Source organism: Nocardioides antri (genome assembly GCF_008373765.1).
Lineage (GTDB): Bacteria > Actinomycetota > Actinomycetes > Propionibacteriales > Nocardioidaceae > Nocardioides > Nocardioides antri.
Genome location: NZ_VUJW01000003.1, coordinates 381,033 through 404,646 on the forward strand (window position 1 = coordinate 381,033; position 23,614 = coordinate 404,646).

24 protein-coding genes are annotated in these 23,614 nt (G+C 70.9%); 15 read left to right on the forward strand and 9 right to left on the reverse strand.

All coding sequences use genetic code 11. The features are described from left to right. Positions 1-43 precede the first annotated feature (43 nt). Entirely contained in the window at positions 44-733 is a 690-nt protein-coding gene (locus tag F0U47_RS08030; RefSeq protein ID WP_149749780.1) for an IspD/TarI family cytidylyltransferase, read from the forward strand. On the opposite strand, the gene F0U47_RS08035 is transcribed toward F0U47_RS08030, so the two are convergent. Further along, entirely contained in the window at positions 717-1,295 is a 579-nt protein-coding gene (locus F0U47_RS08035) for a 2-C-methyl-D-erythritol 4-phosphate cytidylyltransferase (RefSeq protein WP_149749781.1), read from the reverse strand. The genes F0U47_RS08030 and F0U47_RS08035 overlap by 17 nt on opposite strands. Before the next feature lie 85 nt (positions 1,296-1,380). Next, the gene (locus F0U47_RS08040; RefSeq protein ID WP_109692364.1) at positions 1,381-1,866 is read right to left on the reverse strand and encodes a CarD family transcriptional regulator; all 486 of its coding nucleotides are present in this window, start codon (positions 1,864-1,866) and stop codon (positions 1,381-1,383) included. A gap of 211 nt (positions 1,867-2,077) precedes the next feature. Between F0U47_RS08040 and F0U47_RS08045 the strand changes: the two genes are divergently transcribed. From F0U47_RS08045 to F0U47_RS08055, 3 genes are all read left to right on the forward strand, one after another. Continuing rightward, entirely contained in the window at positions 2,078-3,034 is a 957-nt protein-coding gene (locus F0U47_RS08045; RefSeq protein WP_223162694.1) for a UbiA family prenyltransferase, read from the forward strand. Between the two features lie 106 nt (positions 3,035-3,140). Next, positions 3,141-3,749 (forward strand): hypothetical protein, encoded by a 609-nt coding sequence (locus F0U47_RS08050; protein ID WP_149749782.1) that lies wholly within the window; start codon positions 3,141-3,143, stop codon positions 3,747-3,749. Positions 3,750-3,763: 14 nt separating this feature from the next. Further along, a complete protein-coding gene (locus F0U47_RS08055) occupies positions 3,764-4,510 on the forward strand; it encodes a phosphoglyceromutase (protein ID WP_149749783.1) in 747 nt (248 codons plus the stop codon). Positions 4,511-4,532: 22 nt separating this feature from the next. Here the strand turns inward: F0U47_RS08055 and phoU are convergent, their stop codons facing one another. Further along, a complete protein-coding gene (gene phoU, locus F0U47_RS08060) occupies positions 4,533-5,192 on the reverse strand; it encodes a phosphate signaling complex protein PhoU (RefSeq protein WP_149749784.1) in 660 nt (219 codons plus the stop codon). Between the two features lie 121 nt (positions 5,193-5,313). Between phoU and F0U47_RS08065 the strand changes: the two genes are divergently transcribed. The 3 genes from F0U47_RS08065 (at position 5,314) to F0U47_RS08075 (ending at position 8,328) form a co-directional block, all read left to right on the forward strand. Beyond that, positions 5,314-6,531 (forward strand): sensor histidine kinase, encoded by a 1,218-nt coding sequence (locus F0U47_RS08065; RefSeq protein WP_149749785.1) that lies wholly within the window; start codon positions 5,314-5,316, stop codon positions 6,529-6,531. Next, positions 6,528-7,205: a response regulator gene (locus F0U47_RS08070; RefSeq protein WP_149749786.1), complete on the forward strand. Its 678-nt coding sequence runs from the start codon at positions 6,528-6,530 to the stop codon at positions 7,203-7,205. Before F0U47_RS08065 ends, F0U47_RS08070 begins: the two co-directional genes overlap by 4 nt. Before the next feature lie 199 nt (positions 7,206-7,404). After that, positions 7,405-8,328: a DMT family transporter gene (locus F0U47_RS08075; protein ID WP_246159522.1), complete on the forward strand. Its 924-nt coding sequence runs from the start codon at positions 7,405-7,407 to the stop codon at positions 8,326-8,328. Here the strand turns inward: F0U47_RS08075 and F0U47_RS08080 are convergent. The 3 genes from F0U47_RS08080 to F0U47_RS08090 form a co-directional block, all read right to left on the reverse strand. Then, positions 8,325-8,813 (reverse strand): type III secretion system chaperone family protein, encoded by a 489-nt coding sequence (locus F0U47_RS08080; RefSeq protein WP_149749787.1) that lies wholly within the window; start codon positions 8,811-8,813, stop codon positions 8,325-8,327. The two genes, F0U47_RS08075 and F0U47_RS08080, sit on opposite strands and share 4 nt — an antisense overlap. Positions 8,814-8,818: 5 nt before the next feature. Further along, positions 8,819-10,078, reverse strand: a complete 1,260-nt coding sequence (gene mshA / locus F0U47_RS08085; protein ID WP_246159523.1) for a D-inositol-3-phosphate glycosyltransferase — start codon at positions 10,076-10,078, stop codon at positions 8,819-8,821. A gap of 104 nt (positions 10,079-10,182) precedes the next feature. Then, positions 10,183-10,872, reverse strand: a complete 690-nt coding sequence (locus F0U47_RS08090) for an aspartate/glutamate racemase family protein (RefSeq protein WP_149749789.1) — start codon at positions 10,870-10,872, stop codon at positions 10,183-10,185. A gap of 57 nt (positions 10,873-10,929) precedes the next feature. On the opposite strand from F0U47_RS08090, the gene typA reads away from it, so the two are divergent. Together typA and F0U47_RS08100 are read left to right on the forward strand one after the other, a co-directional pair. Beyond that, positions 10,930-12,834, forward strand: a complete 1,905-nt coding sequence (typA, locus tag F0U47_RS08095) for a translational GTPase TypA (RefSeq protein ID WP_149749790.1) — start codon at positions 10,930-10,932, stop codon at positions 12,832-12,834. A 243-nt stretch (positions 12,835-13,077) separates the two neighbouring features. Next, positions 13,078-14,028, forward strand: coding sequence for a hypothetical protein (locus tag F0U47_RS08100; RefSeq protein WP_149749791.1), 951 nt, complete (start codon positions 13,078-13,080; stop codon positions 14,026-14,028). A 111-nt stretch (positions 14,029-14,139) separates the two neighbouring features. Here the strand turns inward: F0U47_RS08100 and F0U47_RS08105 are convergent, their stop codons facing one another. Then, positions 14,140-15,255, reverse strand: coding sequence for an ABC transporter ATP-binding protein (locus F0U47_RS08105; RefSeq protein ID WP_149749792.1), 1,116 nt, complete (start codon positions 15,253-15,255; stop codon positions 14,140-14,142). A gap of 268 nt (positions 15,256-15,523) precedes the next feature. On the opposite strand from F0U47_RS08105, the gene F0U47_RS08110 reads away from it, so the two are divergent. From F0U47_RS08110 to F0U47_RS08130, 5 genes are read left to right on the forward strand one after another with little or no spacing between them, the layout of a single operon-like run. After that, positions 15,524-16,843, forward strand: coding sequence for an ABC transporter substrate-binding protein (locus tag F0U47_RS08110; RefSeq protein ID WP_246159524.1), 1,320 nt, complete (start codon positions 15,524-15,526; stop codon positions 16,841-16,843). Next, positions 16,840-17,823, forward strand: coding sequence for a carbohydrate ABC transporter permease (locus F0U47_RS08115; RefSeq protein WP_149749794.1), 984 nt, complete (start codon positions 16,840-16,842; stop codon positions 17,821-17,823). The genes F0U47_RS08110 and F0U47_RS08115 overlap by 4 nt, the downstream gene beginning before the upstream one ends. Further along, a complete protein-coding gene (locus F0U47_RS08120; protein WP_149749795.1) occupies positions 17,820-18,644 on the forward strand; it encodes a carbohydrate ABC transporter permease in 825 nt (274 codons plus the stop codon). Before F0U47_RS08115 ends, F0U47_RS08120 begins: the two co-directional genes overlap by 4 nt. Beyond that, complete coding sequence (locus F0U47_RS08125; RefSeq protein ID WP_149749796.1) at positions 18,641-20,152, forward strand: GH1 family beta-glucosidase; 1,512 nt, start codon at positions 18,641-18,643, stop codon at positions 20,150-20,152. Before F0U47_RS08120 ends, F0U47_RS08125 begins: the two co-directional genes overlap by 4 nt. Positions 20,153-20,162: 10 nt before the next feature. Further along, positions 20,163-21,206 carry a LacI family DNA-binding transcriptional regulator gene (locus F0U47_RS08130; RefSeq protein ID WP_149749797.1) on the forward strand — a complete coding sequence of 348 codons (1,044 nt, stop codon included), beginning with the start codon at positions 20,163-20,165 and terminating at the stop codon, positions 21,204-21,206. Between the two features lie 19 nt (positions 21,207-21,225). On the opposite strand, the gene F0U47_RS08135 is transcribed toward F0U47_RS08130, so the two are convergent. Further along, the gene (locus F0U47_RS08135; RefSeq protein ID WP_246159525.1) at positions 21,226-21,999 is read right to left on the reverse strand and encodes an enoyl-CoA hydratase-related protein; all 774 of its coding nucleotides are present in this window, start codon (positions 21,997-21,999) and stop codon (positions 21,226-21,228) included. 28 nt (positions 22,000-22,027) lie between these two features. Further along, on the reverse strand, positions 22,028-22,636 hold the full coding sequence (locus F0U47_RS08140; RefSeq protein ID WP_246159526.1) for a rhomboid family intramembrane serine protease: 609 nt from the start codon (positions 22,634-22,636) through the stop codon (positions 22,028-22,030). Positions 22,637-22,699: 63 nt separating this feature from the next. On the opposite strand from F0U47_RS08140, the gene F0U47_RS08145 reads away from it, so the two are divergent. Then, a complete protein-coding gene (locus F0U47_RS08145) occupies positions 22,700-23,611 on the forward strand; it encodes a DUF559 domain-containing protein (protein ID WP_149749800.1) in 912 nt (303 codons plus the stop codon). The last annotated feature ends 3 nt before the right edge of the window (positions 23,612-23,614 follow it).

A 23,614-nucleotide genomic window follows, 5' to 3' on the forward strand; every position in this document is an offset into this window, starting at 1 on the left:
ACGCTTGCTCACCCGGTCGGGCCCGAGTCGCTACGCTCCGCCCATGACTGCCGCGGTGGTGATCCTCGCAGCCGGGAGCGGGTCCCGGGTCGGCGCCGAGGTCAACAAGGTGCTGCTTCCGCTCGACGGCCTGCCGGTGCTCGCCCACTCCGTGCGCACGGTCCTGACCGTGCCCGGCCTCGACCCAGTGGTCGTCGTCTGCCGACCCGGCGAGGAGTCCGAGGTCGGTACGGCGCTCACGCCCCACCTCGGCGCACGCGACGTGCTGCTCGTGCCCGGCGGGACGACCCGGCACGGTTCTGAGCAGGCGGCGCTCGCGGTGCTCACCCCGCGGATCGAGCAGGGCGAGGTGGACGTCGTCGTCATCCACGACGGCGCCCGCGCCCTGGCCCCCGCAGGCCTGTTCGAGCAGGTGGTGGACACCGCCCGGGAGGCCGGTGGCGCCGTACCCACCGTGGAGCTGGCGGGCCTGCTGACCCGGGACCCCACTGCCGCTCCGCCGCGCGGCAGGCTCGTGGGCGTGCAGACGCCGCAGGCGTTCCGGGCAGCGCCGCTGCTCGATGCCTACCGCGCCGCTGCGCGCGACGGGTTCGACGGCACGGACACCGCGGCCTGCCTGGAGCGGTACCAGCCGGAGCTGGCGATCAGGGCCGTGCCGGCCGGTCCCGCGAACCTCAAGGTCACCTACCCCGAGGACCTGGAGGCGGCGAGCCGCCTCAGCTCGGCTGGGTGAGGGCCTCCAGGACGCGGAGGTCCGCGTCGGAGGCCACCCGGCGCGCGGCCGGGGGCGCTTCGACCAGCTCGACGTCGTACGACGCCCGGAGGCTGGTCACGAGCTCGACGAAGTCGGTCGCGGGCAGGCCCGGCAGCGCGGCCACGACCTTCGCCGGCAGCACCACCGGCGACACCAGTGCGACCAGGCCGTCGCGGTCGACGGTCCGGCCGAGCTGCCCGTCGGCCACCTCCTTGACGGTGTCGGTCACCGGCCGCACCGCGGCGACGACGACGTCGCGCACCGCGGCCACACGCACGCACTCCGCGATGAACTCGGGCGGCGTCATCGGGCAGAGCGGGTCGTGCAGGACCAGCGGGCGGCCCTGGTCGGCGACGATCGACCAGGGGACGGTCACGTCGACCAGGTCGACGCCGGCCTCGCCCATCGCCCAGGCGGCGGCGGCGACCAGCGCCTCGCCGTGGACCAGGTGGTACGGCAGCGAGCCCCGGTCCTCGTCGACGACGAAGCCGACCGCTCGCTCGGGGGCGTCGATGTCGGCGTCGTACGGCTCGGGGGTCACGGCGTTCACGGTAGAACCTCTCGAAATGCAGCGGTGCCCCCGCCCTGCTGGGCGGGGGCACCGTGGCTGTTGGTTGGTCAGTGCCTCAGCTGGCGAGGACCTCGTCGAGGATGGTCTCTGCCTTGTCCTCGTTGGTGTGCTCGGCCAGGGCGAGCTCCGAGACCAGGATCTGCCGAGCCTTGGCGAGCATCCGCTTCTCGCCGGCGGAGAGGCCGCGGTCACGCTCCCGGCGCCACAGGTCGCGAACGACCTCGGCCACCTTCATGACGTCGCCGCTGTGCAGCTTCTCCAGGTTGGCCTTGTAGCGACGGGACCAGTTGGTGGGCTCCTCGACGTGCTCGGCGCGGAGGACGCCGAACACGCGGTCCAGCCCCTCCTTGTCGACGACGTCGCGAACTCCGACCAGATCCAGGTTGCAGGCCGGGACCCGAACCACCAGGTCCTGCTGGGCTACGATCCGAAGTACGAGGTACTGCCGCTCCTCCCCTTTGATTGTCCGCATCTCGATGTCCTCGATGACTGCGGCCCCGTGATTGGGATAGACGACGGTTTCGCCGACGGTGAAAGTCATATGTGCTGAACCCCTTCCTAGGCGGCCATCTTATCACGGCCCAGGCTCACCTCAGAAAGCGTTTGCGCAGGTCAGGGCCGTAATCGCAGGCTTGACAGACGCGGATCGTTGTGGTGGGCAACCTCACATCAGCCACCGCCGGCCGCGATCAGGGACCGACACTCGCCCGTCCCGCCTGCGCGGCACGCGTGGTTGGTCAATACTGCTCGCCATGGCACTGCAGCGCTGGCGGCGCAGCTCAGCCGGGGAGGGAGACGCCTCGCTGGAGGACGTCGCGACCACGGTCCACCCGGACGAGACCGACCCGGACGAGACCGATCCGGTCGAGGAGGACCTGACCGTCGACGGCCCTGACGACAACCCGGGCGACGACCCTGACGACGACCCTGACGACGGCCTCGACGAAGCCGACGAGGACGCGGCGTACGACGACGAGGAACCCCAGGCCGGCCGCCGGTTCGGCAACCTCCAGTGGACTCCTCTGCTGCTGTTCCAGGCCGCCCACGCCAAGCAGGCGATCCTGATGGCCCTCGCCATGGGGGCGGCCGCGGTCGCCGCCCAGCGCCCGCCGCGCGAGTGCGGCGTGATCCTGGTGACCGTGCTGGTCGGCCAGACCATCCTGGGCTGGCACAACGACATCGTCGACAAGGAGCGCGACGCAGCGCACCGCACGCCCGGCAAGCCGGTGGCCGACGGCCGGCTCGACCCCGGTGCGGTGTGGTACGCCATCGTCGTCGCCGCGCTCGTCCTGGTGCCGCTGTCGATCACGACGGGCATCACCGCCGGCGCGATCTACCTGGTCTCCGTGTGCGTCGGGATGCTCGGCAACGTCGTGCTCCGGACCGGCTTCTTCTCGTGGGTCTCGTGGGCCGTCTCCTTCGGCATGCTGCCCGCCTACCTGTCGTACGGCGGCTGGGGCGGCCAGGCGGTCGGCGACCCACCGGAGACGGCGATCACCGTCCTGGCGGCGCTGCTCGGCATCGGCGTCCACTTCATGCGGGCGGTCTGGGGACTCGTGGCCGACCACGAGGACGGCTGGACCTACCTCCCGCTCAAGCTGGGGCTGAGGCTCGGGGCGACGCGGTTGCTCGCACTGTCGACGTTCTACACCGTCGTCATCGTCGCCCTGCTCGTCTTCTTCGGCTACCGGGAAGGCCTGTCGCAATGACCGGCGGGCGGTCCGGGTGAGCGTCGCCCGGTTGCCGCCCACTAGAGTGACCCCGCTCCTGTGAGCACCTGACCGTGTCCTCAGATCCCGTGCGGAGGCCCGCCGAATGCTCCACCGACGCTCGACCGCTCTCGTGGCGGTGCTGCTGCCCCTGGCCGCCGCGCTGACGTCCTGCGGCTTCGACTACCCCACCGACCGTGTCAACACGATCGCGGCCGGTGTCAACAACCGCGACGCGTCCGTCGACGTGCTCGGCGCCCGGGTGGTCGCCTTCGCCGAGGGCCAGGGCCGGCTGATCGGCACGTTGGTCTACAACGAGAACACGGCCGAGGAGCCCGCCCAGCTGGTGAAGGTCGAGGGCGAGGGCGTCGAGGTCGTCGTCACCAACGTCGAGGTCGCCCCCAACGGGCGGATCAACCTGGCCGACGACGCCGACGCCGAGCCGATCCAGGTGACCGGCGACTTCACCGCCGGTGACGTGATCACGCTGTCCTACGAGTTCAGCACCGGCGAGGTCGTGGAGGCCGACGTACCCGTGGTGAAGCACTGCGGTCAGTACGAGCACATCGCGGACCCCGGGTTCGACGCGACCGACGCTGCCGAGGACGAGCACGCCGAGGAGGAGCACGCCGGCGACGAGCACACCGAGGAGGCGGACGCGACCTTCCTCTGCGAGCACCCGACCGAGGCTCCCGAGGAGGAGGGCGGGCACTGAGCCCGCACGACGCCATGACCTACACGCTGATCCTGCTCCGCCACGGCGAGAGCGAGTGGAACGCGAAGAACCTGTTCACCGGCTGGGTCGACGTGGCCCTCACCGAGAAGGGCAGGGCAGAGGCGGTCCGCGGCGGCGAGCAGCTGGTCGAGGCCGGCCTGCTCCCGACGGTGGTCCACACCAGCCTGCAGCGGCGGGCGATCAACACCGCCGGGCTCGCGCTGGACGCGGCGGAGCGCCACTGGATCCCGGTGCGGCGGTCCTGGCGACTCAACGAGCGCCACTACGGAGCGCTCCAGGGCAAGGACAAGAAGCAGACGCTGGAGCAGTACGGCGAGGAGCAGTTCATGCTCTGGCGCCGGTCGTTCGACGTGCCCCCGCCGCCGCTCCCCGACGACGACGAGTACTCCCAGGTGGGCGATCCGCGCTACGCCGACCTCGGCGACGAGATGCCGCGCACCGAGTGCCTCAAGGACGTCATCGCCCGGCTCCTCCCCTACTGGGAGGGCGGAATCGTCCCCGACCTGCGGGCCGGGCACACGGTCCTGGTGGCCGCGCACGGCAACAGCCTGCGGGCGATCGTGAAGCACCTCGACCAGATCAGCGACGAGGACATCGCCGGCCTCAACATCCCGACCGGCATGCCGCTCGTCTACGAGCTCGCCGAGGACACCCTCGAGCCGGTCACCAAGGGCGGCACCTACCTCGACCCGGAGGCAGCCGCCGCCGCCGCGGCGGCCGTGGCCAACCAGGGCCGCTAGCTGCTCCGCCGGCCTTCTCCGGCTACTGCTCCGCCAGCGCCGCGGGGTGGTGCCCGGTGACGACGAAGATGACCCGGTTGGCGATCGACACCGCGTGGTCGGCGATCCGCTCGTAGTAGCGACCCAGCAGCGCGACGTCGACGGCGGCCTCGACCCCGTGGGTCCAGTCGTCCGACAGCAGCTCGGCGAAGCTCCGGCGGCGCAGGCCGTCCATCTCCTCGTCGTCCCGGCCGAGCGCGATCGCGGCCTCGACGTCCCGGCTGATGATGACCTCGCAGACGCGGCCCACCATGTCCTCGGCCACGGCGGCCATCCGCTCGATCGTCGGGCGGATCTCGTCGGGCACCGCGACGTCGGGGACCCGCAGCCGCGCCACCTTCGCCACGTGCACCGACAGGTCGCCCATCCGCTCGAGCTCGCTGACCATCCGCAGCGCCGCGACGATGGTCCGCAGGTCGGTGGCGACGGGCTGCTGCAGCGTCAGCAGGTCGAAAGCGGTCTCCTCGACCTGCTCGCGAGCGACGTCGATCTCGACGTCGCCGCTGATCACCCGCTCGGCGACGGCCGCGTCCCCGTTCATCAGGGCATGGGTCGCCAGGGACACCGCGGTCTCGACCCGGCGGCAGATGCCGGCGAGGTCGTCGAAGATCGAGTCGAGCTGGTCGTGGTAGGCCTCACGCATGGGGGGAGCGTAGGACCGCGAGTTGTCCATTCGGAGGGCCGCGGTGAACGGGGAATGAACAGTCAGAAGCCCGGCGTCCGCGATTCGGAGCCGGGAGGCGCCGTCGCCGTACCATCGAAGCGTGGATCCGACGACGCAGGCGCTCCTCGCCGGGGTGCTCGGTTCCCTCGTGGCGGGCGGCGCCGTGCTCGCCTGGCACATCTCCGACCGCCAGCAGCACCGGCAGCCGCCCGAGGAGGAGCCGATGGTGCCGCCCGGGGTGGCGACCGTCCTCTCGGTCCTGCGCAGCAGCGCCGTCGTGGTCGACGACCGTGACGTGGTGGTGAAGGCGTCCGCGCCGGCGTACGCGATGGGGTTCGTCCGGGGCACCAGCCTGGTGTCGGAGGAGCTGCACTCGCTCGTCCAGGAGGTACGCCGCGACGGGCAGATCCGGGAGACCGAGCTGATCGTGAACCGGCAGTCCGGCCCGCCGCGCCACGTCAGCGCCCGGGTCGCCCCGCTCGGCTCGCGCCTCGTGCTCACCCTGGTGGAGGACCGCACCCGGGAGCGCCGGATCGAGGCGGTCCGGCGCGACTTCGTGGCCAACGTGAGCCACGAGCTGAAGACGCCCGTCGGCGCGATCAAGCTGCTCGCCGAGGCCGTCCAGGACGCCGCCGACGACCCGGAGGCGGTGCACCGCTTCGCCAGCCGGATGCTGACCGAGAGCGACCGGCTCGCCCACCTGGTGCAGCAGGTCATCGAGCTCTCCCGTCTCCAGGGCGACGAGCCGTTGGAGTCGCCGGAGCCCGTCGACATCGACGAGGTGATCGCCGTGGCCGTCGACACGAGTGCGATGGACGCCGACGCCAAGGACATCCGGGTGCTGGTCGAGGGCGAGTCCGGGATCACCGTGCTCGGCAACCTCGAGCAGGTCGCCGCCGCCGTCGCCAACCTGGTCGCCAACGCCGTCCACTACTCCGACCCCGGCTCGAAGGTCCTCGTCTCGACGCGGACGGTCGACGGGTTCGTGGAGATCTCGGTGGTCGACCAGGGCATTGGCATCCCCAAGGACGAGATCGACCGGATCTTCGAGCGGTTCTACCGCGTCGACCCGGCCCGCCACCGCTCGACGGGCGGCACCGGACTGGGCCTGTCGATCGTCAAGCACGTCGCCGCCACCCACGGGGGCGACGTCCGGGTGTGGTCGGTGGAGGGCCAGGGGTCGACGTTCACCCTCACCCTCCCGCACCATGCGTACGACGAGGCGCCGGCCGCGGCTCCCGTCACCGCGACGGCCCCCGCGCTGGCGCACTCCGCCGGACCCGCGGGCCGCCCACGAAACCAGGAGAAGAGCCAGTGACCCGAGTACTCGTCGTCGAGGACGAAGAGAGCTACAGCGACGCCCTCGCCTACATGCTCCGCAAGGAAGGCTTCGAGGTCGCGATCGCCGCCGACGGCAACGCGGCGTTGACCGAGTTCGACCGCAACGGCGCCGACATCGTGCTGCTCGACCTCATGCTGCCGGGCATCCCCGGCACCGAGGTGTGCCGCACCATCCGGCAGACGTCGAACGTGCCCGTGATCATGGTGAGCGCGAAGGACGACGAGGTCGACAAGGTGGTCGGCCTCGAGCTCGGTGCCGACGACTACGTCACCAAGCCCTACTCCCCGCGCGAGCTGGTCGCCCGGATCCGCGCCGTGCTGCGGCGCGGCACCGAGACCGACCTGCTGCCCGACACCCTCGAGGCCGGACCGGTCCGGATGGACGTCGAGCGGCACGTGGTGACCGTCGACGGCGAGGAGCAGCGGCTGCCCCTCAAGGAGTTCGAGCTCCTCGAGATGTTCCTGCGCAACCCCGGCCGCGTCCTCACCCGTGGACAGCTCATCGACCGGGTCTGGGGCTCCGACTACGTCGGCGACACCAAGACCCTCGACGTGCACGTCAAGCGGCTGCGCGCCAAGCTCGAGCCCGAGCCGAGCGAGCCGAAGTACCTCGTCACGGTGCGGGGGCTGGGCTACAAGTTGGATGTCTGAGGCGGGGGCGCGGGGGGCGTGGAATACCCGGCTGACCGGGTATTCCGCGGGTTGTCAGCCATTGCAGAGGCGGACAACCCGCGGGAAAGGCGGACAACCCCTCCCCAAAACCACCTGACCGTTCGGCTTGACCGCATCTCGCGGTGAGGTGACCGAAAACCGCGCGACGGGTGTCGGTCACGGCCCGTAGCGTCGAAGCGTGCAGCCTCGTCCGGCCCTCCCGTTGATCGCGGTCGGGGTCACCCTCGTCTTCTGGGCGTCGGCATTCGTCGCCATCCGCCACCTCGGCCACGACTTCTCGGCCGGCCCGCTGACGCTCGCCCGCCAAGGCGTCGCGGCGCTCGCCCTGGGTGCGTTCGCCCTCCGCTCCGGGCTGCCGCGGCCGACGGCGGCGCAGTGGCGCTCGCTGGTCGTCATCGGCGTCCTGTGGTTCGCCGTCTACCACCTCGCGCTCAACCAGGGCGAGGTCTGGGTCGACGCCGGCACGGCCTCGATGCTGCTGCAGGTCTCGCCGGTGCTCGTGGCGGTGCTCGCCGCGATGTTCCTCGGCGAGCGGTTCACCACACCGCTCGTCGTCGGCCTGCTCGTCGCGTTCGCGGGCGTCGCTCTCATCGGCCTCTCCGGCTCGGGCAACGACGGCGTCGACTCCGGCAAGGTCGTGCTCGGCGCACTGCTCTGCCTGGTCTCGGCGGTCACCTACTCCGTGAGCCTCATCCTCCAGAAGCCGCTCGTCGCCGACCTCTCGGCGATCCACGTCACCTGGCTGGCCTGCGTCATCGGCGCAGTGACCTGCCTGCCGTTCGCGCCGGCGCTGGCGTCCGAGGTCGCCGCCGCGCCCGCCTCCTCGCTGTGGTGGGTGGTCTACCTCGGTGTCTTCCCCACGGCGGTCGCGTTCACGACGTACGCCTATGCGTTGCAGCACATGACGGCGTCCTCCCTCGGGGTGACGACCTACCTGGTCCCGCCGATCACGATCGTGATGGCGCTGGTCCTCCTCGGCGAGACGCCGCCGACGGTGGCGTACGTCGGAGGGGGGCTGGCCCTCATCGGTGTGGCCATCGCTCGGCGGGCTCCCAAGCGCAGGGTCGCTGACGCGGTCGAGAAGGAGCCGACGCCTGCCTAGGCGTCGGCCTCCAGCCAGCCGCGGAACGCCTCGAGGTTGCGGGTCGACTCGCCGCGCGAGACCCGCCATTCCCACTCCTTGCGGATGGACGACTCGAAGCCGAGCTCGAGGATCGAGTTGAACGACTCGTCGGAGTAGGTCAGCACCGAGCCGAGGAGGCGGTCGAGCTCGTCGGGGTTCACCATCGAGAGCGGCAGCCGGGCGTCGAGGTAGATGTCACCGTGCTGGTCGAGCGCGAAGGCGACGGCGTACATCCGCATGTTGCGCTCGAGCAGCCAGCGGTAGACCCGCTCGAACTCCTCGTCAGGGCGCCGGCACACGAACGCGTGCACGCCCAGCGCGTGCGGGCCGATGTCGAGCCGTACCGGCGTCTGCTGCTTGCGCTCGCCCGGCAGCGCGAAGGTGAAGACGCCGGGCCTCGGCTCGTCGTACTCGATCTCCGCGGTGGCGAGGTGCTGGCGTACGACGTCGGCTGGCTGGTCCACAGGACTCACCCTGCCAGGGCCTCCCGCATCAGCGAAGCCCGCTGGTAGACCTCGAGCGTCTGCTCGGCGGTGGCGTCCCAGGAGAAGCGCTCGGCCTGCCGCAGCGCGCCGGCCGCGAGCCGGTCGCGGTAGGCGCGGTCGATGACGACCGGCTCGAGGGCGCGCGCCCAGTCGATCGGGTCGTGGGTGTCGACGAGCAGGCCGCTGCGGCCGTGCCGCACGACGGTGGTGAGGCCGCCGACGGCCGCGGCGACGACGGGAGCACCGGCGGCCTGGGCCTCGACGGCGACCAGGCCGAACGACTCGTTGTAGGACGGCACGGCGACGAGGGTGGCGGCGGAGTACCAGCCGGCGAGCTCGCCCTGCGGGACCGGCGGCACGAAACGGACGACGTCGGTGATGCCCAGCTCGGCGGCGAGGTTGGCGAGCGCGGTCGGGCGCTCCAGGCCGGTGCCGGACGGGCCGCCGACGATCGGCACCACCAACCGGCGGCGCAGCTCCGGGCGGAGGCGCAGGAGCTCGGCGGTGGCGTGGAGCAGCACGTCGGGCGCCTTCAGCGGCTGGATCCGGCCGGCGAACAAGAGGACGATCGCGTCCTCGGGGATGCCGCGGGCGGCGCGGGCCGCCGCCCGGTCCTGCGGCAGGAAGACGGTGGTGTCGACACCGGGGTGGACGACCTCGACCCGGCCGGGGTCTGCGTCGTACAGGTCGATCAGCTGCTGCGCCTCGAGGCCGGTGTTGGCGAGCAGCACGTCGGAGGCCTCGACGACCTGCTCCTCGCCGATCAGGCGGGCCTCGGGCTCGGGGGTGTCCCCGACCGCGAGCGCGGCGTTCTTGACCTTCGCCATCGTGTGCATCGTGTGCACGAGGGGCACGCCCCAGCGATCACGCGCGAGCGCGCCGACCTGGCCCGACAGCCAGTAGTGCGAGTGGACGATGTCGTAGTGGCCGAGCGGCTGGGCGGCCTCGGCCCGCAGGACCTCGCGGGCGAACACGCACAGCTGGCCCGGCAGCTGGTCCTTGGTGAGTCCCTCGAACGGGCCGGCGTGCACGTTGGTGACCTGGACGCCGTCGGCGAGCCGGACGACCGGGTCGAGCAGGCTGCTGGTCGCCCGCGTGAAGATGTCGACCTCGATCCCCCGCGCGGCGAGCCGCCGCGCGACCTCGACGACGTAGACGTTCATGCCGCCGGCGTCGCCCGTCCCCGGCTGGTCGAGGGGGGAGGTGTGCAGACTGATCATCGCCATCCGGCGGATCTTCGTCATGCACGCCTCCTCGACAGTCGGACCGGATCCGTTGCGCTTCAACCAGCGAACGACGCCGGGCATTCCCCGGGTGTCCGGATGCTGGTCGAGCGGGTCGTGATCCGTCAGTCGAGCGCGCGGTCCAGCGCCGCGGCGACGTGGAGGGTGGTGCAGGGGAAGACCGGCAGGTCGGAGTCGGCCTGCTTGACGAGCAGCTCGAGCTCGGAGCAGCCCAGGATGACCCCGCCGGCACCGGCGTCCCAGAGCTCGTCGATCAGGGAGACGACGTACTTCCGCGAGTCGTCGACGACCTTCCCGTGGACCAGCTCGTCGTAGATGATCCGGTTGAGCTCGTCGTGGTGCGATGCGTCGGGTACGACGACCTCGAGCCCGTGCCGCGCGATCTGCTCGGTGAAGAACGTCCGGGTCATCGCGAACTTCGTGCCGAGCAGCGCCAGCACCTCCACGCTCTCGGCCTTCGCGGCCTCGGCGACCACGTCCGCCAGGTGCAGCAACGGGATGTCGACCGCCCGCTCGACCTGCTCGGCCACCCGGTGGAACGTCGTCGTGCAGAGCATGAGGAAGTCCGCGCCCGCCCGCTCGACCGACTGCGCAGCGGCGACCAGGACCTCGGCGACGCCGTCCCAGTTCTCGGCCTCCTGCAGCGCGGTGACCTCGGCGAACTCGACCGACGCCATCACCGTCTTCGCGGAGTGGAGCCCGCCCAGGCGGTCCTCGACCCCGCGGTTGAGCAGTTCGTAGTAGGCAGCGCTGCTCTCCCAGCTCATGCCCCCGACGAGTCCGATCGTCTGCATCCGTGCAGTCTCTCACGATGCAGGGCGGACCGGGTTGCGCAGATAGGCTGTCCCCTCGTGTCCCAGCTCAAGCGAACCGACCTCCGCAACGTCGCCATCGTGGCCCACGTCGACCACGGCAAGACCACGCTGGTCGACGCGATGCTCCACCAGGCGGGCGCGTTCACCGCACATCAGGCGGAGGGTGTCGCCGACCGGGTCATGGACTCCGGCGACCTCGAGCGGGAGAAGGGGATCACGATCCTCGCGAAGAACACCGCGGTGCACTACCGCGGTCCTTCGGCCCAGGAGCTCGCCAACGGCGACATGACGATCAACATCATCGACACCCCGGGCCACGCCGACTTCGGTGGCGAGGTCGAGCGCGGCCTGTCGATGGTCGACGGCATCGTGCTGCTCGTCGACGCGTCCGAGGGCCCCCTCCCCCAGACCCGGTTCGTGCTGCGCAAGGCGCTCAACGCCGACATGCCGGTCGTGCTGGTCGTCAACAAGGTCGACCGGCCCGACGCCCGGATCAGCGAGGTCGTCGACGAGACCTACGAGCTCTTCATGGACCTGCTCGACGACTCGCACTCGCAGGACGCCCTCGACTTCCCCGTCGTCTACGCCTCTGGCAAGGCCGGCATCGCGTCGCTCGAGCAGCCGGTCGACGGCTCCATGCCGGCCGGCACCGACCTGGAGCCGCTGTTCCGCACCATCCTCGAGACCATCCCGGCGCCGGTGTACGACGAGGGCGCGCCCCTCCAGGCCCACGTCACCAACCTCGACGCCTCGCCGTTCCTCGGCCGACTGGCGCTGCTGCGGATCAAGCAGGGCGAGATCCGCAAGGGCCAGCAGGTGGCGTGGATGCGCCGCGACGGCTCGGTCAAGAACGTCAAGATCACCGAGCTGCTCGTCACCGAGGGCCTCGAGCGCAAGCCGGGTGAGAGCGCCGGCCCGGGCGACATCGTCGCGGTCGCCGGCATCCCGGACATCACCATCGGCGAGACCCTCGCCGACGCCGACAACCCGATCGCGCTGCCGCTCATCCACGTCGACGAGCCCGCGATCTCGATGACGATCGGCACCAACACCAGCCCGCTGGTCGGCAAGGGCGGGAAGGGCCACAAGGTCACCGCCCGGCTGGTCAAGGACCGGCTCGACGCCGAGCTGATCGGCAACGTGTCGCTGCGGGTCCTCCCGACCGAGCGTCCCGACGCGTGGGAGGTCCAGGGCCGCGGCGAGCTGGCGCTGGCGATCCTGGTCGAGCAGATGCGGCGCGAGGGCTACGAGCTCACCGTCGGCAAGCCGCAGGTGGTCACCCGCGAGATCGACGGCAAGCTCCACGAGCCGTTCGAGCGGCTGACCATCGACGCGCCGGAGGAGTTCCTCGGCACCATCACCGAGCTGCTCGCCGCCCGGAAGGGCCGGATGGAGGGCATGACGAACCACGGCACCGGCTGGGTGCGGATGGAGTTCGTCGTCCCCGCCCGCGGCCTGATCGGCTTCCGCACCGACTTCCTGACCGAGACCCGCGGCACCGGCATCGCCCACCACATCTCCGAGGGCTACTTCCCCTGGGCCGGCGAGATCCGCTCGCGGGCGTCCGGCTCGCTCGTCGCCGACCGCGCAGGGGTCGCGACGGCGTACGCCATGACCTCGCTGCAGGAGCGCGGCATCCTGTTCGTCGAGCCGGCCACCGAGGTGTACGAGGGCATGATCGTCGGCGAGAACTCCCGCGCCGACGACATGGACGTCAACATCACCAAGGAGAAGCAGCAGACCAACATCCGGTCCGCGACCTCCGACAACTTCGAGAAGCTCATCCCCCCGAAGCGCCTCTCGCTCGAGCAGTGCCTGGAGTTCTGCCGCGAGGACGAGTGCGTCGAGATCACCCCGGAGACGGTGCGGATCCGCAAGGTCGTCCTCGACCAGAACGAGCGGGCCAAGATGGCGTCGCGGGCTCGTAAGGGCACGCGCTAGGTCTGGTCGGGGCTGGGTCGGCGCGGGTTCGTCCTTCGCGTGGAACACCCGGTCGACCGGGTATTCCGCGGGTTGTCAGCCACTGCAACAGCGGACAACCCGTGGGACAGGCGGACAACCCCCGGCAGATGTGGCGGCCGCCCGGCGAGTGACCGGAGCCGGCGACGATGAGCCCGAGCGACTAATCCACAGGTCGCAGATCAGGGGCTGTCACCGACCGTCGTCCTGGTGGATCGTCTCGCCATGGATCCGCGCCTCCTCTCCATCTGTGCCGTTCACGGGGTGTTCCTTCGCCGTGGGGCCAACGACCTCGGGTACCGGGACGAGACGATCAAGAAGCTCGTCGAAGCGAGGATCTGGCACCGCGTACGACGAGGTGCCTACGTCTTCGGCGAGACCTGGCGCGCCTCGGACCCGTCGGAGCAGTACCGCCTCTTCTGCCTGGCGGCCGCCCGACAGTCGAAGACCGAGGTGATCGCCTCTCACACCTCGGCTGTCGGCTTTCATGGGGGACCGCTGTGGGGCCTCGACACCTCGGTCGCGCACCTCACCCGGACCGACGGCAGGACCGGCCGGAAGGCGGCCGGCGTCCAGCAGCACCGCGGCACGCTGCTCGACGGCGACGTCGTCGACGTCGACGGGCGCCCGGTCATCTCGCCGACGCGTGCGGCTCTGGAAGTGACCACGCTCGCCCCCGTCGAGGCGAGCCTGTGCGTGGCCGACGACTTCCTCCGTCGCAAGCTCACGACACCCGAGCAGCTCGCCTCGCGTTATGCGTTGATGACGACGTGGCCGGCCACACTGACGACGGACCTGGTGATCCGCCTCGCAGACGGGCGCCACGAATCAGTGGGAGAGACGCGCACCGCCTACCTGATCTGGCGCGAAGGCCTTCCTTACGCCGAGCCACAGTTCGAGGTGTACGACGAGAACGGCGTACTCGTCGCGCGGCTGGACTTCGCGTGGCCCGAGCACAAGCTCTTTCTCGAGTTCGACGGCATCCAGAAGTACGTCAAGCCTCTCCGCGAGGGCGAGACCATCACCGACGTCGTCCTGCGCGAGAAGCACCGCGAAGACCTGGTCTGCGCCCTCACTGGTTGGCGGTGCATCCGGATCACCTGGACCGACCTCGCGCGTCCGCACGTGATGGTGCAGCGCGTCCGCAACCTGCTGGGGTCGAAGTCCCCGGTCTGAACCGCAGGGTTGTCCGCTTCTCCCACGGGTTGTCCGCTTCTGCAGTGGCTGACAACCCGTGGAATACCCGGTCGACCGGGTATCCCACGCCCGACCCGACGCGCCCGCCCCTCACGCCGCCCGCGACAGCCGCTCCCCCGTCTCGGTGTCGAACACGTGGATCGCCCGGGGGTCGGCGATCAGGCGGATCTGCTGGCCCCGGCGCAGCTGTTGCCGGCCCTCGACGCGGGCGACGACCTGGGGCAGCATGTCGCCGGCGTGCTCGATGACGGAGCCGACCCCGGCGGGCGTGGCGTAGACGAACGCGTCGGCGCCGAGCTCCTCGACGACGGCCACGGTGACCGGGTAACCGGTCTCTCCGGCACCGGCCACCCGCCAGGACTCCGGCCGGATGCCGAGGGTGACCGCGCCGGAAGAGGCTGCCGCTGCGGTGCGGTCGATCGGGATCTCGGTGCCGTCGACGATGGCCGTCCCGTCGCCGGTGGTCGTGGCGGCGAGCAGGTTCATCGCGGGCGAGCCGATGAAGCCGGCGACGAACAGGTTGGCCGGCCGGTCGTAGAGCGCGAGCGGGCTGTCGACCTGCTGGAGCACGCCGTCCTTCATGACCGCGACCCGGTCGCCCATCGTCATCGCCTCGACCTGGTCGTGGGTGACGTAGACGGTCGTCACGCCGAGCCGGCGCTGGAGGGCGGCGATCTGGGTGCGGGTCGAGACCCGCAGCTTGGCGTCGAGGTTGGAGAGCGGCTCGTCCATGCAGAACACCTGTGGCTGGCGCACGATCGCCCGGCCCATCGCGACCCGTTGTCGTTGCCCGCCCGAGAGCGCCTTGGGCTTGCGATCGAGCTCCTCCTGGAGGTCGAGCAGCCTCGCCGCCTCGTCGACCCGGGAGCTCCGCTCGGCCTTGCTGACCCGCGCGATCTTCAGCGCGAACGCCATGTTCTCGGCCACAGTCAGGTGGGGGTAGAGGGCGTAGTTCTGGAAGACCATCGCGATGTCGCGGTCCTTGGGTGCCACCTCGGTCACGTCGTGGTCGCCGATCCACACCGAGCCCGACGCCACCTGCTCGAGCCCGGCGAGCATCCGCAGCGAGGTGGACTTCCCGCAGCCGGACGGACCGACCAGCACCATGAACTCGCCGTCCTCGATCGTCAGCTCGAGATCGGAGACGGCGGGCCGCGGGGTCCCCGGGTAGATGTGCTCGGCGTGCTCGAACCGCACCTGGGCCATGTCGGCTCCTCTCCGGGCGACCTGCGGCGCCCACGGACTGCTGAGCCAGCACCGTACGACGGGTCTCCACTGCCCGTCTAGTGGAAGCGCTCCCACAGTCTCCGACAGCCACCGGCGAGCCAGACCACCGGATTCAAGGCGCCCATTGACACACGGTGTGACGCATGTCATGGTATCGAGTCGTAGCGAATGGAAGCGCTCTCACACTGTTCCACCGCTTCATCCCGAACCCCGACGTCCACCAGAAGCACTACGGGCAGGAGTCATCGTGCGCACCACCACCACCGGGCCGGGCCGCCGGCCACCCCGCCACCGGGGGCGTCTCGCCCTCGGCGCCGTCGCCGCCCTCGTGCTCGGGCTGACCGCCGCCTGCGGCGGCGACAGCGACCCCACCGAGTCCGCAGAGCAGCAGGAGCTGGCCGAGGGGGAGGCGCTCACCATCACCACCTTCGGCGAGTTCGGCTACGACGAGCTCATCGCGCAGTGGAACGAGGAGCACCCCGAGCTTCGGGTCGAGCAGACCAAGGTCTCCCTTTGGGACGATTGGAAGAACGAGCTCAACACCCTGCTCCAGGCCAACGAGGGACTTCCCGACATCGTGGCGATCGAGGGTGACTTCATGCCCGCGCTCGTGGCGGCGCCCGAGCGCTGGGTCGACCTCTCCAGCGAGGAGGTGGAAGGCCGCTGGCTCGAGTTCAAGTCCGAAGCAGCCACGACCTCCGACGGCCAGCTTCTCGGCTACGCGACCGACGCCGGCCCCGAGGCCATCTGCTACCGCGCCGATCTCTTCGAGGAGGCCGGCCTGCCGACCGACCGAGACGAGGTCGCCGCGCTGATGACGACCTGGGAGGACTACTTCGCCCTGGGCGAGGAGTTCGTCTCCAAGAGCGACGCCAAGTGGTACGACGCCTCCGGCTCGGTCGCCCAGGCGATGCTGAACCAGGTCGAGCACCCGTTCGAGCAGGCCGACAACACCGTCGACGTCGAGAACGACGAGCTCCGCGCGGTCTACGACACGGTCACCGGCTACTCCGAGTCGCTGTCCCCCGGCGTCGCGCAGTGGAGCGACGACTGGACGGCGGGCTTCCAGAACGACGGCTTCGCGACCATCCCGTGCCCGGGCTGGATGCGCAGCAACATCCGCGACAACACCGGCGACCCGGCTCCGAAGGGCGTCGTCTGGGACGTCGCCGACGTCTTCCCCGGCGGGGGCGGCAACTGGGGCGGGTCCTACCTGGCCGTCCCGAAGGCCTCCGCGCACCAGGAGCAGGCCAAGGAGTTCGCGGCCTGGATCACCGCACCGGAGCAGCAGATCCAGATCTTCGAGCAGTACGGCAACTTCCCGTCGCAGGTCGAGGCGCTCGAGGACCCGACCCTGCTCGAGTCGGTGGACCCGTACTTCAACGATGCGCCGGTCGGCCAGATCTTCTCGAACCGGGCGAGCGCGATCACGGTCCAGCCGTACCACGGCCCGCTCTACTCCGACATCCTGGGCAAGTTCCAGGAGGCGATCACCCGGGTCGACCAGGGTGAGGACCCGGACAAGTCGTGGGAGACGTTCGTGACCGAGGTCGAAGCGCTGCAGTGAGCACTCGTCTCGATCCTCCCGTCGGGGCCGCGGTCACCGCGGCCCCGACGGTCGATCGCGCCCGACTCGTACGACGACAGCGGCTCTCCCGCTGGGACGTGAAGCTCTCGCCGTACCTCTACATCTCGCCGTTCTTCATCCTGTTCGGGCTGGTCGGCCTGTTCCCGCTGATCTACACCGGCTACCTGTCGCTCCACGACTGGGAGCGGCTGTACTACCAGCGCGGCGAGTTCATCGGCCTCGAGAACTACCGGTTCGTGCTCACCGACCCGGTGTTCCTCAAGTCGCTCGTCAACACGTTCAGCATCTTCCTGATGTCCTCGGTGCCGCAGGTGATCGTCGCGGTCGCGGTGGCGGCGCTGCTGGACAACCACCTCCACGGCCGGACGTTCTGGCGGATGAGCGTGCTGCTGCCGTTCGTCGTCGCGCCGACCGCGGCGGTGCTGATCTTCGGCAGCCTCTTCGCCGACAAGTACGGCGTCGTCAACGCGATCCTCGACGGCGTCGGCCTCGAGCCGATCCGGTGGCACGTCGAACGCTGGTGGAGCCACTTCGCGATCGCCGGCATGGTCAACTGGCGCTGGACCGGCTACAACGCGCTCATCTTCCTGGCGGCGATGCAGGCCGTGCCGCGCGACCTCTACGAGTCCGCTGCCCTCGACGGGGCCGGCCGGATCCGCCAGTTCTTCTCCGTGACCCTGCCGATGATCCGGCCGACGATGATCTTCGTCATCGTCACGAGCACGATCGGCGGCCTCCAGATCTTCACCGAGCCGCGGCTCTTCGACGACACCCCTCAGCGCGAGGGCGGGCCCAACCACCAGTACATGACCTCGACGCTCTACATCTACGTGAAGGGGATCGAGGACCAGTTCTACGGCCGTGCTTCGGCCGCGGCGTGGGTGCTGTTCCTCATCATCATCGGCATCGCGCTGCTGAACTTCGGGATCACCCGCCTCCTCACCCGGAGGCACGCATGAACCGCCGTCCCGGGTTCGTCGTCTACGGCCTGCTCGCCGCCTTCGTGATCGGCTCCGCGCTCCCCCTCTACTGGTCCTTCGTCATCGGGTCGCACACGAAGGAGGAGGCCAACCAGGTCCCGCCGCCGTTGGTGCCCGGCGGCCACTTCCTCGACAACGCCCGCCGGGTGCTCGACACCACCGACTTCTGGTCGGCGATGCTCAACAGCCTGATCGTCTCCAGCGCCTGCGCGGCGTCGGTCATGTTCGTCTCGACGCTCGCCGGCTACGCCTTCGCGAAGCTGCGGTTCCGCGGCAGCAACGTGCTGATGGGGTTCGTCGTGATGACCATGGCGGTCCCCACCCAGCTCGCGATCGTCCCGCTGTTCATCCTGATGCGGGACTACGGCCTGCTCGACACGCTGGTCGCCGTCGCGCTGCCGACCCTGGTCACCGCCTTCGGCGTCTTCTTCATGCGGCAGTACCTCGTGGACGCGGTCCCGGACGAGTTGATCGAGGCGGCACGCATGGACGGCTGCACGATGATCCGGACGTTCTGGACCGTCGCGGTACCCGCCGCCCGACCGGCGATGGCGATCCTGTTCCTCTTCACGTTCATGATGGTCTGGACGGACTACATGTGGCCGCTGGTGGCCCTGCAGGAGACCGAGACCCTCCAGATCGCGCTCGACCGGCTGGCGCTGACGGGTCAGGGTCAGACCACCGACTACGCCCTGGTCCTGGCCGGTGCGGGGATGGCCACCGTCCCCCTCCTGATCCTGTTCGCCCTGTCCGGCCGTCAGCTGGTGGCCGGCATCATGCAAGGAGCCGTCAAGGGATGACGACGACCGACGACCGCACGACGACCGCCGCCGTCCGGCACGGAAACGTCCGGTTCCCGACCGGCTTCCTCTGGGGAGCCGCCACGGCGGCGTACCAGATCGAGGGCGCCGTCGCCGCCGACGGCCGCAGCCCGTCGATCTGGGACGAGTTCTCGCGGGTGCCCGGCGCCGTCGTCGGCGGCGACGTCGCCGACGTGGCGTGCGACCACTACCACCGGATGCCCCAGGACGTGGAGCTGATGGCGTCGCTGAACCTCGGCGCCTACCGGTTCTCCGCGGCGTGGCCGCGCGTGCGTCCGGACGCCGGAGCCCCCAACCAGGCCGGGATCGACTTCTACGCGCGGCTCGTCGACCGACTGCTCGACGCCGGCATCACGCCGTGGGCGACGCTCTACCACTGGGACCTGCCGCAGGCCGTCGAGGACGCCGGCGGCTGGACCAACCGCGACACCGCCTACCGGTTCGCCGACTACGCATTCACGCTGTACGACGCGCTCGGCGAACGGGTGCCGTACTGGACCACCATGAACGAGCCGTGGTGCTCGGCGTTCCTCGGCTACACCGGCGGCCAGCACGCACCCGGACGCCAGGAGGGCGTAGCCGGCGTCGTCGCGGCGCACCACCTGATGCTGGGCCACGGGCTCGTCGTCGACGAGCTCCGCCGGCGGGGCACCGACGCCGAGCTCGGCATCACCCTCAACCTCACCGTCGCCGAGCCGTTCGACCCGTCGGAGCCGGCCGACGTCGACGCCGCGCTTCGCGTCGACCACCTGTGGAACCGGATGTTCCTGGACCCCGTCCTCCGCGGCAGCTACGCGGACGAGCTGCACACGATCACCGCCGGGATGACGTGGCAGGGCAAGGCCTGGGAGGAGTTCGTCCGGGACGGGGACCTCGCGCTCATCAGCACCCCGATCGACGTGCTGGGCGTGAACTACTACCACGGCGACGGCGCCTCCGGCCGCCCGCACGCCCCCGACCAGCTGCTGGGCTCACGGGTCGAGCACCCGACCCGGCCCACGACCTCGATGTTCCCGGGCGGGGACGACCTGACCTTCCCCCGCCGCGGCTATCCGGTGACCGGCCTGGACTGGGAGGTCCAGCCGGAAGGCCTGACCCGGTTGCTCCTCCGGCTGCGGGAGGAGTACGACGCACCGCCGATGTACATCACCGAGAACGGTGCGGCGTACGACGACCGGGTCAGGCCCGACGGCTCCGTGCACGACCCCGACCGGTGGGACTACATCGCGGCCCACCTCCGGGCCGTGCACGCCGCCATGGCCGCCGGGGTGGACGTGCGGGGCTACTTCGTCTGGTCGCTCCTCGACAACTTCGAGTGGGCCTACGGCTACGGGCAGCGGTTCGGGATCGTCCACGTCGACTACGAGACCCAGCGTCGTACGCCGAAGACCAGCGCACTGCGCTACGCAGAGGTCGCGGCGACGTCCGCGTTGCCACCCGCGGAGGACGAGGCCGGCAGCGCCGGCTCCGCCGGGGTCGACCGATAGCGTGCCCAGCGTGAGCCAGCCGCCGAGCGACCCGGGGAGTGCGCCGGGAGACGCCCCGACGCTCGACCAGGTCGCGCGTCTGGCGGGCGTGTCCCGCGCGACCGCCTCACGAGCGATCAACGGCGGCAACCGGGTCTCCCCCGCTGCGCGCGCGGCGGTGGAGGCCGCGGTCCAGGCCCTCGGCTACACGCCGAACCCCGCCGCCCGGAGCCTGGTCACGCGGCGTACCGACTCGGTCGCGCTCGTGGTGCCGGAGCCGGACGAGCGGGTGTTCACCGACCCGTTCTTCGTCCACACCCTGCGGTCGGTCAACCGCGTGCTCATGCCGCGTGACCTCCAGCTGGTGCTGCTGCTCGCCCGGCCGGGCGAGGAGGAGCGGCGGATGCTGCGCTACCTGCGCCGCCGCCACATCGACGGCGCGATCGTCGTTTCCCACCACTCCGAGGACCGGCTCGCCGAGCACCTGGCGTCGCTGGCGCTGCCGTGCGCGTTCGTCGGCAGGCCGTGGACCGGCGCCGACAAGGTGGCCTACGTCGACACCGACAACGCCGCCGGCGCCCGGATGGTGACCCAGCGCCTGATCGACAGCGGCCGCCGGCGGATCGCGACCATCGCCGGTCCGGTGGACATGGCCGCCGGCATCGACCGGCTCGAGGGCTGGCGTTCCGCGCTCCGCGACGCGGGGCTGCCCGACGACGCCGTCGCCTATGGCAACTTCACCGAGGTCGGTGGACAGGACGCTGCCGCCGAGCTCCTCGCGGAGCACCCCGACATCGACGGCCTGGTCGCGGCGTCCGACCTCATGGCCATCGGGGCGCTGCGCGTGCTCGCCGAGGCCGGGCGACGGGTGCCCGAGGACATCGCCGTCACGGGCTACGACGACCTCGGCGTCGCCGAGCGCACGAGCCCGCCCCTGACCACCGTCCGCAACCCGATCGGCGAGATGGCCGAGCACGCCACCCGGCTGCTGCTCGAGCAGGTCGAGGGTGGGCGACCGCCGCAGCCGATCCGGGTGATCTTCCCCCCGTCGCTGGTGGTCCGGGACAGCGGCTAGGTGTTGTCGCCTGGGCCGGTCAGCCCTTCCCGAACGACGGCTTCTCCTTCGCCAGGAACGCCCGGACTCCCTCGGCGAAGTCGGGTCCGCCGTAGACCTCCCGCAGCAGCTGCTCCTCGTCGGGCGGGGCGGTCTCGGTGACCAGCGCACGCGCGCGCAGCTGCTCCTTGGTGACCCGCAGCGTCACCGGCGAGGCCCGGCGGATGCCGTCCACCAGCCCGGCCACCTCCGCATCGAGGGCCTCCCGGTCGTCGACGCAGGCGAGGACCGCGCCGGCGGCGTACGCGCGGTCCGCGCCGACCAGGCGCGAGGCCAGCAGCATCTCCCGCGTCAGCGACTCCCCGAACACCGCGGCGCAGCGGTAGAGCACCGGCGACGACAGGGCGTTGCCGAGAGTACGGGCGATCGGGTAGCCGAACCGGCTGGCGACTGTCGCGACGCGGAGGTCGCAGCTGGTGGCGACGGCGAGGCCGCCACCCACGCACACGCCGTCGACCGCAGCGATCGTCACCTGCGGCAGGGTGAACAGCCCGTCCAGCATCTCCCGGATCCAGGTCTCGTACTCGACGACGTCCTCGGTCTCCACGAAGTCCGAGATCTCGTTGCCCGCCGCGAAGGCCTGCCCGCCGGCACCGCGCAGGACGACGACACGCACCGCAGGGTCGGCAGCAGTGTCGGTCCAGAGCTGGCGGAGCTCGCCGTACATCGCGCGGGTGAAGGCGTTGCGGCGGTGCGGCCGGTTGAAGGTGATGTCCAGGACGCCGTCGCGGCGCTCGATCAGCAGGTCGCTCACGACCCGCAACCGTACGGCGTCCGCGGGGTCAGCGGCGGAACCGGGCTCCGGCGCCGGACATCCCGGCCAGCCGGTCGTTCGTGAGGAGCAGCGCGGCGAGGCCGCCGGCGATCGCGCCGAAGAGGTGGCCCTCCCAGGACACGCCGGGCTGGCCGGGGAGGACACCCCACAGGGCGCCGCCGTACAGGAACAGCACGACGACACCCAAGACGATCTCCCAGAGCTTCCTGTTCACGACACCGCGGATCGCGAGGTAGACGATCCACCCGAAGATCAGGCCGGACGCGCCGATGTGGTTGGTGTTGCTGCCCGCGACCAGCCACACACCGACGCCGCCGACCGTCCAGACCACGGCGGTCGCGGCCAGCCCGCGGAGCAGGCCGGTCGCGAGGGTGAGGAAGCCGAGCACCAGCACCGGCCCGGTGTTGGCGGAGACGTGGTCCCACCCGCCGTGCAGGAACGGCGCGAGCACGATGCCGAGCAGCCCCTCGTCGGAGCGGGGCTGCACGCCGTACCGGTCGAGCCGGTGGCTCATCGCCACGTCGACGACCTCGATCAGCCACAGCAGCGCCGTGAACGCGACGACCCCCAGCGCGGCCTGCTGCCAGGCCGGGACCTCGCGGCCTCTGATCTCCACGGCCCCCATTGTGCCTGTGGAGGGCGACGGCACGTCGGGCTCCGGCGCGGCACCCTGTCCCGCATGGCCGTTGCGGAGCACCTGCGAAGGCTCGGGGGCGTCGCCACGCGACGGCAGCTCCTGACCGTGTGCACCCCGCACCAGCTGGCGAAGGCCGTCGATCGCGGGGCTGTCGTCCGCTCGGCGCGAGGGCGTTACGCCCTTCCAGAGGCGGATGTGGCGAAGGCCGCGGCTCACGCGGTGTCCGGCACCCTGTGCCTGACGAGCGCCGCGCTCGAGCACGGCTGGGCGGTCAAACGTCCGCCCGACCTGCCGCAGGTCGCGCTCCCACGCAACCGCATCCGCGCGCCCGGGTCGACCACCAGGGTCGAGGTGAAGCGGTTGCGGCTCGGACCCGACGACGTGCAGGACGGCGTGACCACTCCGGACCGCACCCTCCTCGACTGCTTGCGCGCCCTGCCGTTCGACGAGGCCCTGGCCATCGCCGACTCGGCCCTGCGCAGCGGCTACCGCAGACAGCGGCTCCTCGCGCTCGTCCGGGATGCTCGAGGCCCGGGCGCTGCTCGCATGCGGTCCATCGCCGAGCTCGCGACGGCCGACGCGGCCAACCCGTTCGAGTCCGTGCTCCGCGCGGTCGCCGTCACGGTCCCCGGACTGGCGGTCCGCCCGCAGGTGTCACTCCACCGACCGGATCGGCTGGTCGTGGGAGGCGGTCAGTTCCTCGGACGTCCGGACCTCGTCGACGAGGAGCTGCGGATCGTCGTCGAGGCGGACTCCTTCGAGTGGCACGGCGACCGCGCCGCCCTGCGCTCCGATGCCCGCCGTTACAACGCGTTCGTCGTCAACGGGTGGCTGGTCCTCCGGTTCAGCTGGGAGGACGTCATGCTCCACCCCGACGACGTTCGCGCGGTGCTCGTCGCGGCAGTCGAAGAACGGACCAACCAGCTGTGCCCCACGTGTCGGCGCGCCTCCTGAGTC

Bases quoted from the DNA above. Each gene is read 5' to 3' on its own strand.
- F0U47_RS08030 (WP_149749780.1), top strand. From the start codon at position 44: ATGACTGCCGCGGTGGTGATCCTCGCAGCCGGGAGCGGGTCCCGGGTC.
- F0U47_RS08040 (WP_109692364.1), bottom strand. From the start codon at position 1,866: ATGACTTTCACCGTCGGCGAAACCGTCGTCTATCCCAATCACGGGGCC.
- F0U47_RS08045 (WP_223162694.1), top strand. From the start codon at position 2,078: ATGGCACTGCAGCGCTGGCGGCGCAGCTCAGCCGGGGAGGGAGACGCC.
- F0U47_RS08050 (WP_149749782.1), top strand. From the start codon at position 3,141: ATGCTCCACCGACGCTCGACCGCTCTCGTGGCGGTGCTGCTGCCCCTG.
- F0U47_RS08055 (WP_149749783.1), top strand. From the start codon at position 3,764: ATGACCTACACGCTGATCCTGCTCCGCCACGGCGAGAGCGAGTGGAAC.
- phoU (WP_149749784.1), bottom strand. From the start codon at position 5,192: ATGCGTGAGGCCTACCACGACCAGCTCGACTCGATCTTCGACGACCTC.
- mshA (WP_246159523.1), bottom strand. From the start codon at position 10,078: ATGACGAAGATCCGCCGGATGGCGATGATCAGTCTGCACACCTCCCCC.
- F0U47_RS08090 (WP_149749789.1), bottom strand. From the start codon at position 10,872: ATGCAGACGATCGGACTCGTCGGGGGCATGAGCTGGGAGAGCAGCGCT.
- F0U47_RS08100 (WP_149749791.1), top strand. From the start codon at position 13,078: ATGGATCCGCGCCTCCTCTCCATCTGTGCCGTTCACGGGGTGTTCCTT.
- F0U47_RS08105 (WP_149749792.1), bottom strand. From the start codon at position 15,255: ATGGCCCAGGTGCGGTTCGAGCACGCCGAGCACATCTACCCGGGGACC.
- F0U47_RS08120 (WP_149749795.1), top strand. From the start codon at position 17,820: ATGAACCGCCGTCCCGGGTTCGTCGTCTACGGCCTGCTCGCCGCCTTC.
- F0U47_RS08125 (WP_149749796.1), top strand. From the start codon at position 18,641: ATGACGACGACCGACGACCGCACGACGACCGCCGCCGTCCGGCACGGA.
- F0U47_RS08145 (WP_149749800.1), top strand. From the start codon at position 22,700: ATGGCCGTTGCGGAGCACCTGCGAAGGCTCGGGGGCGTCGCCACGCGA.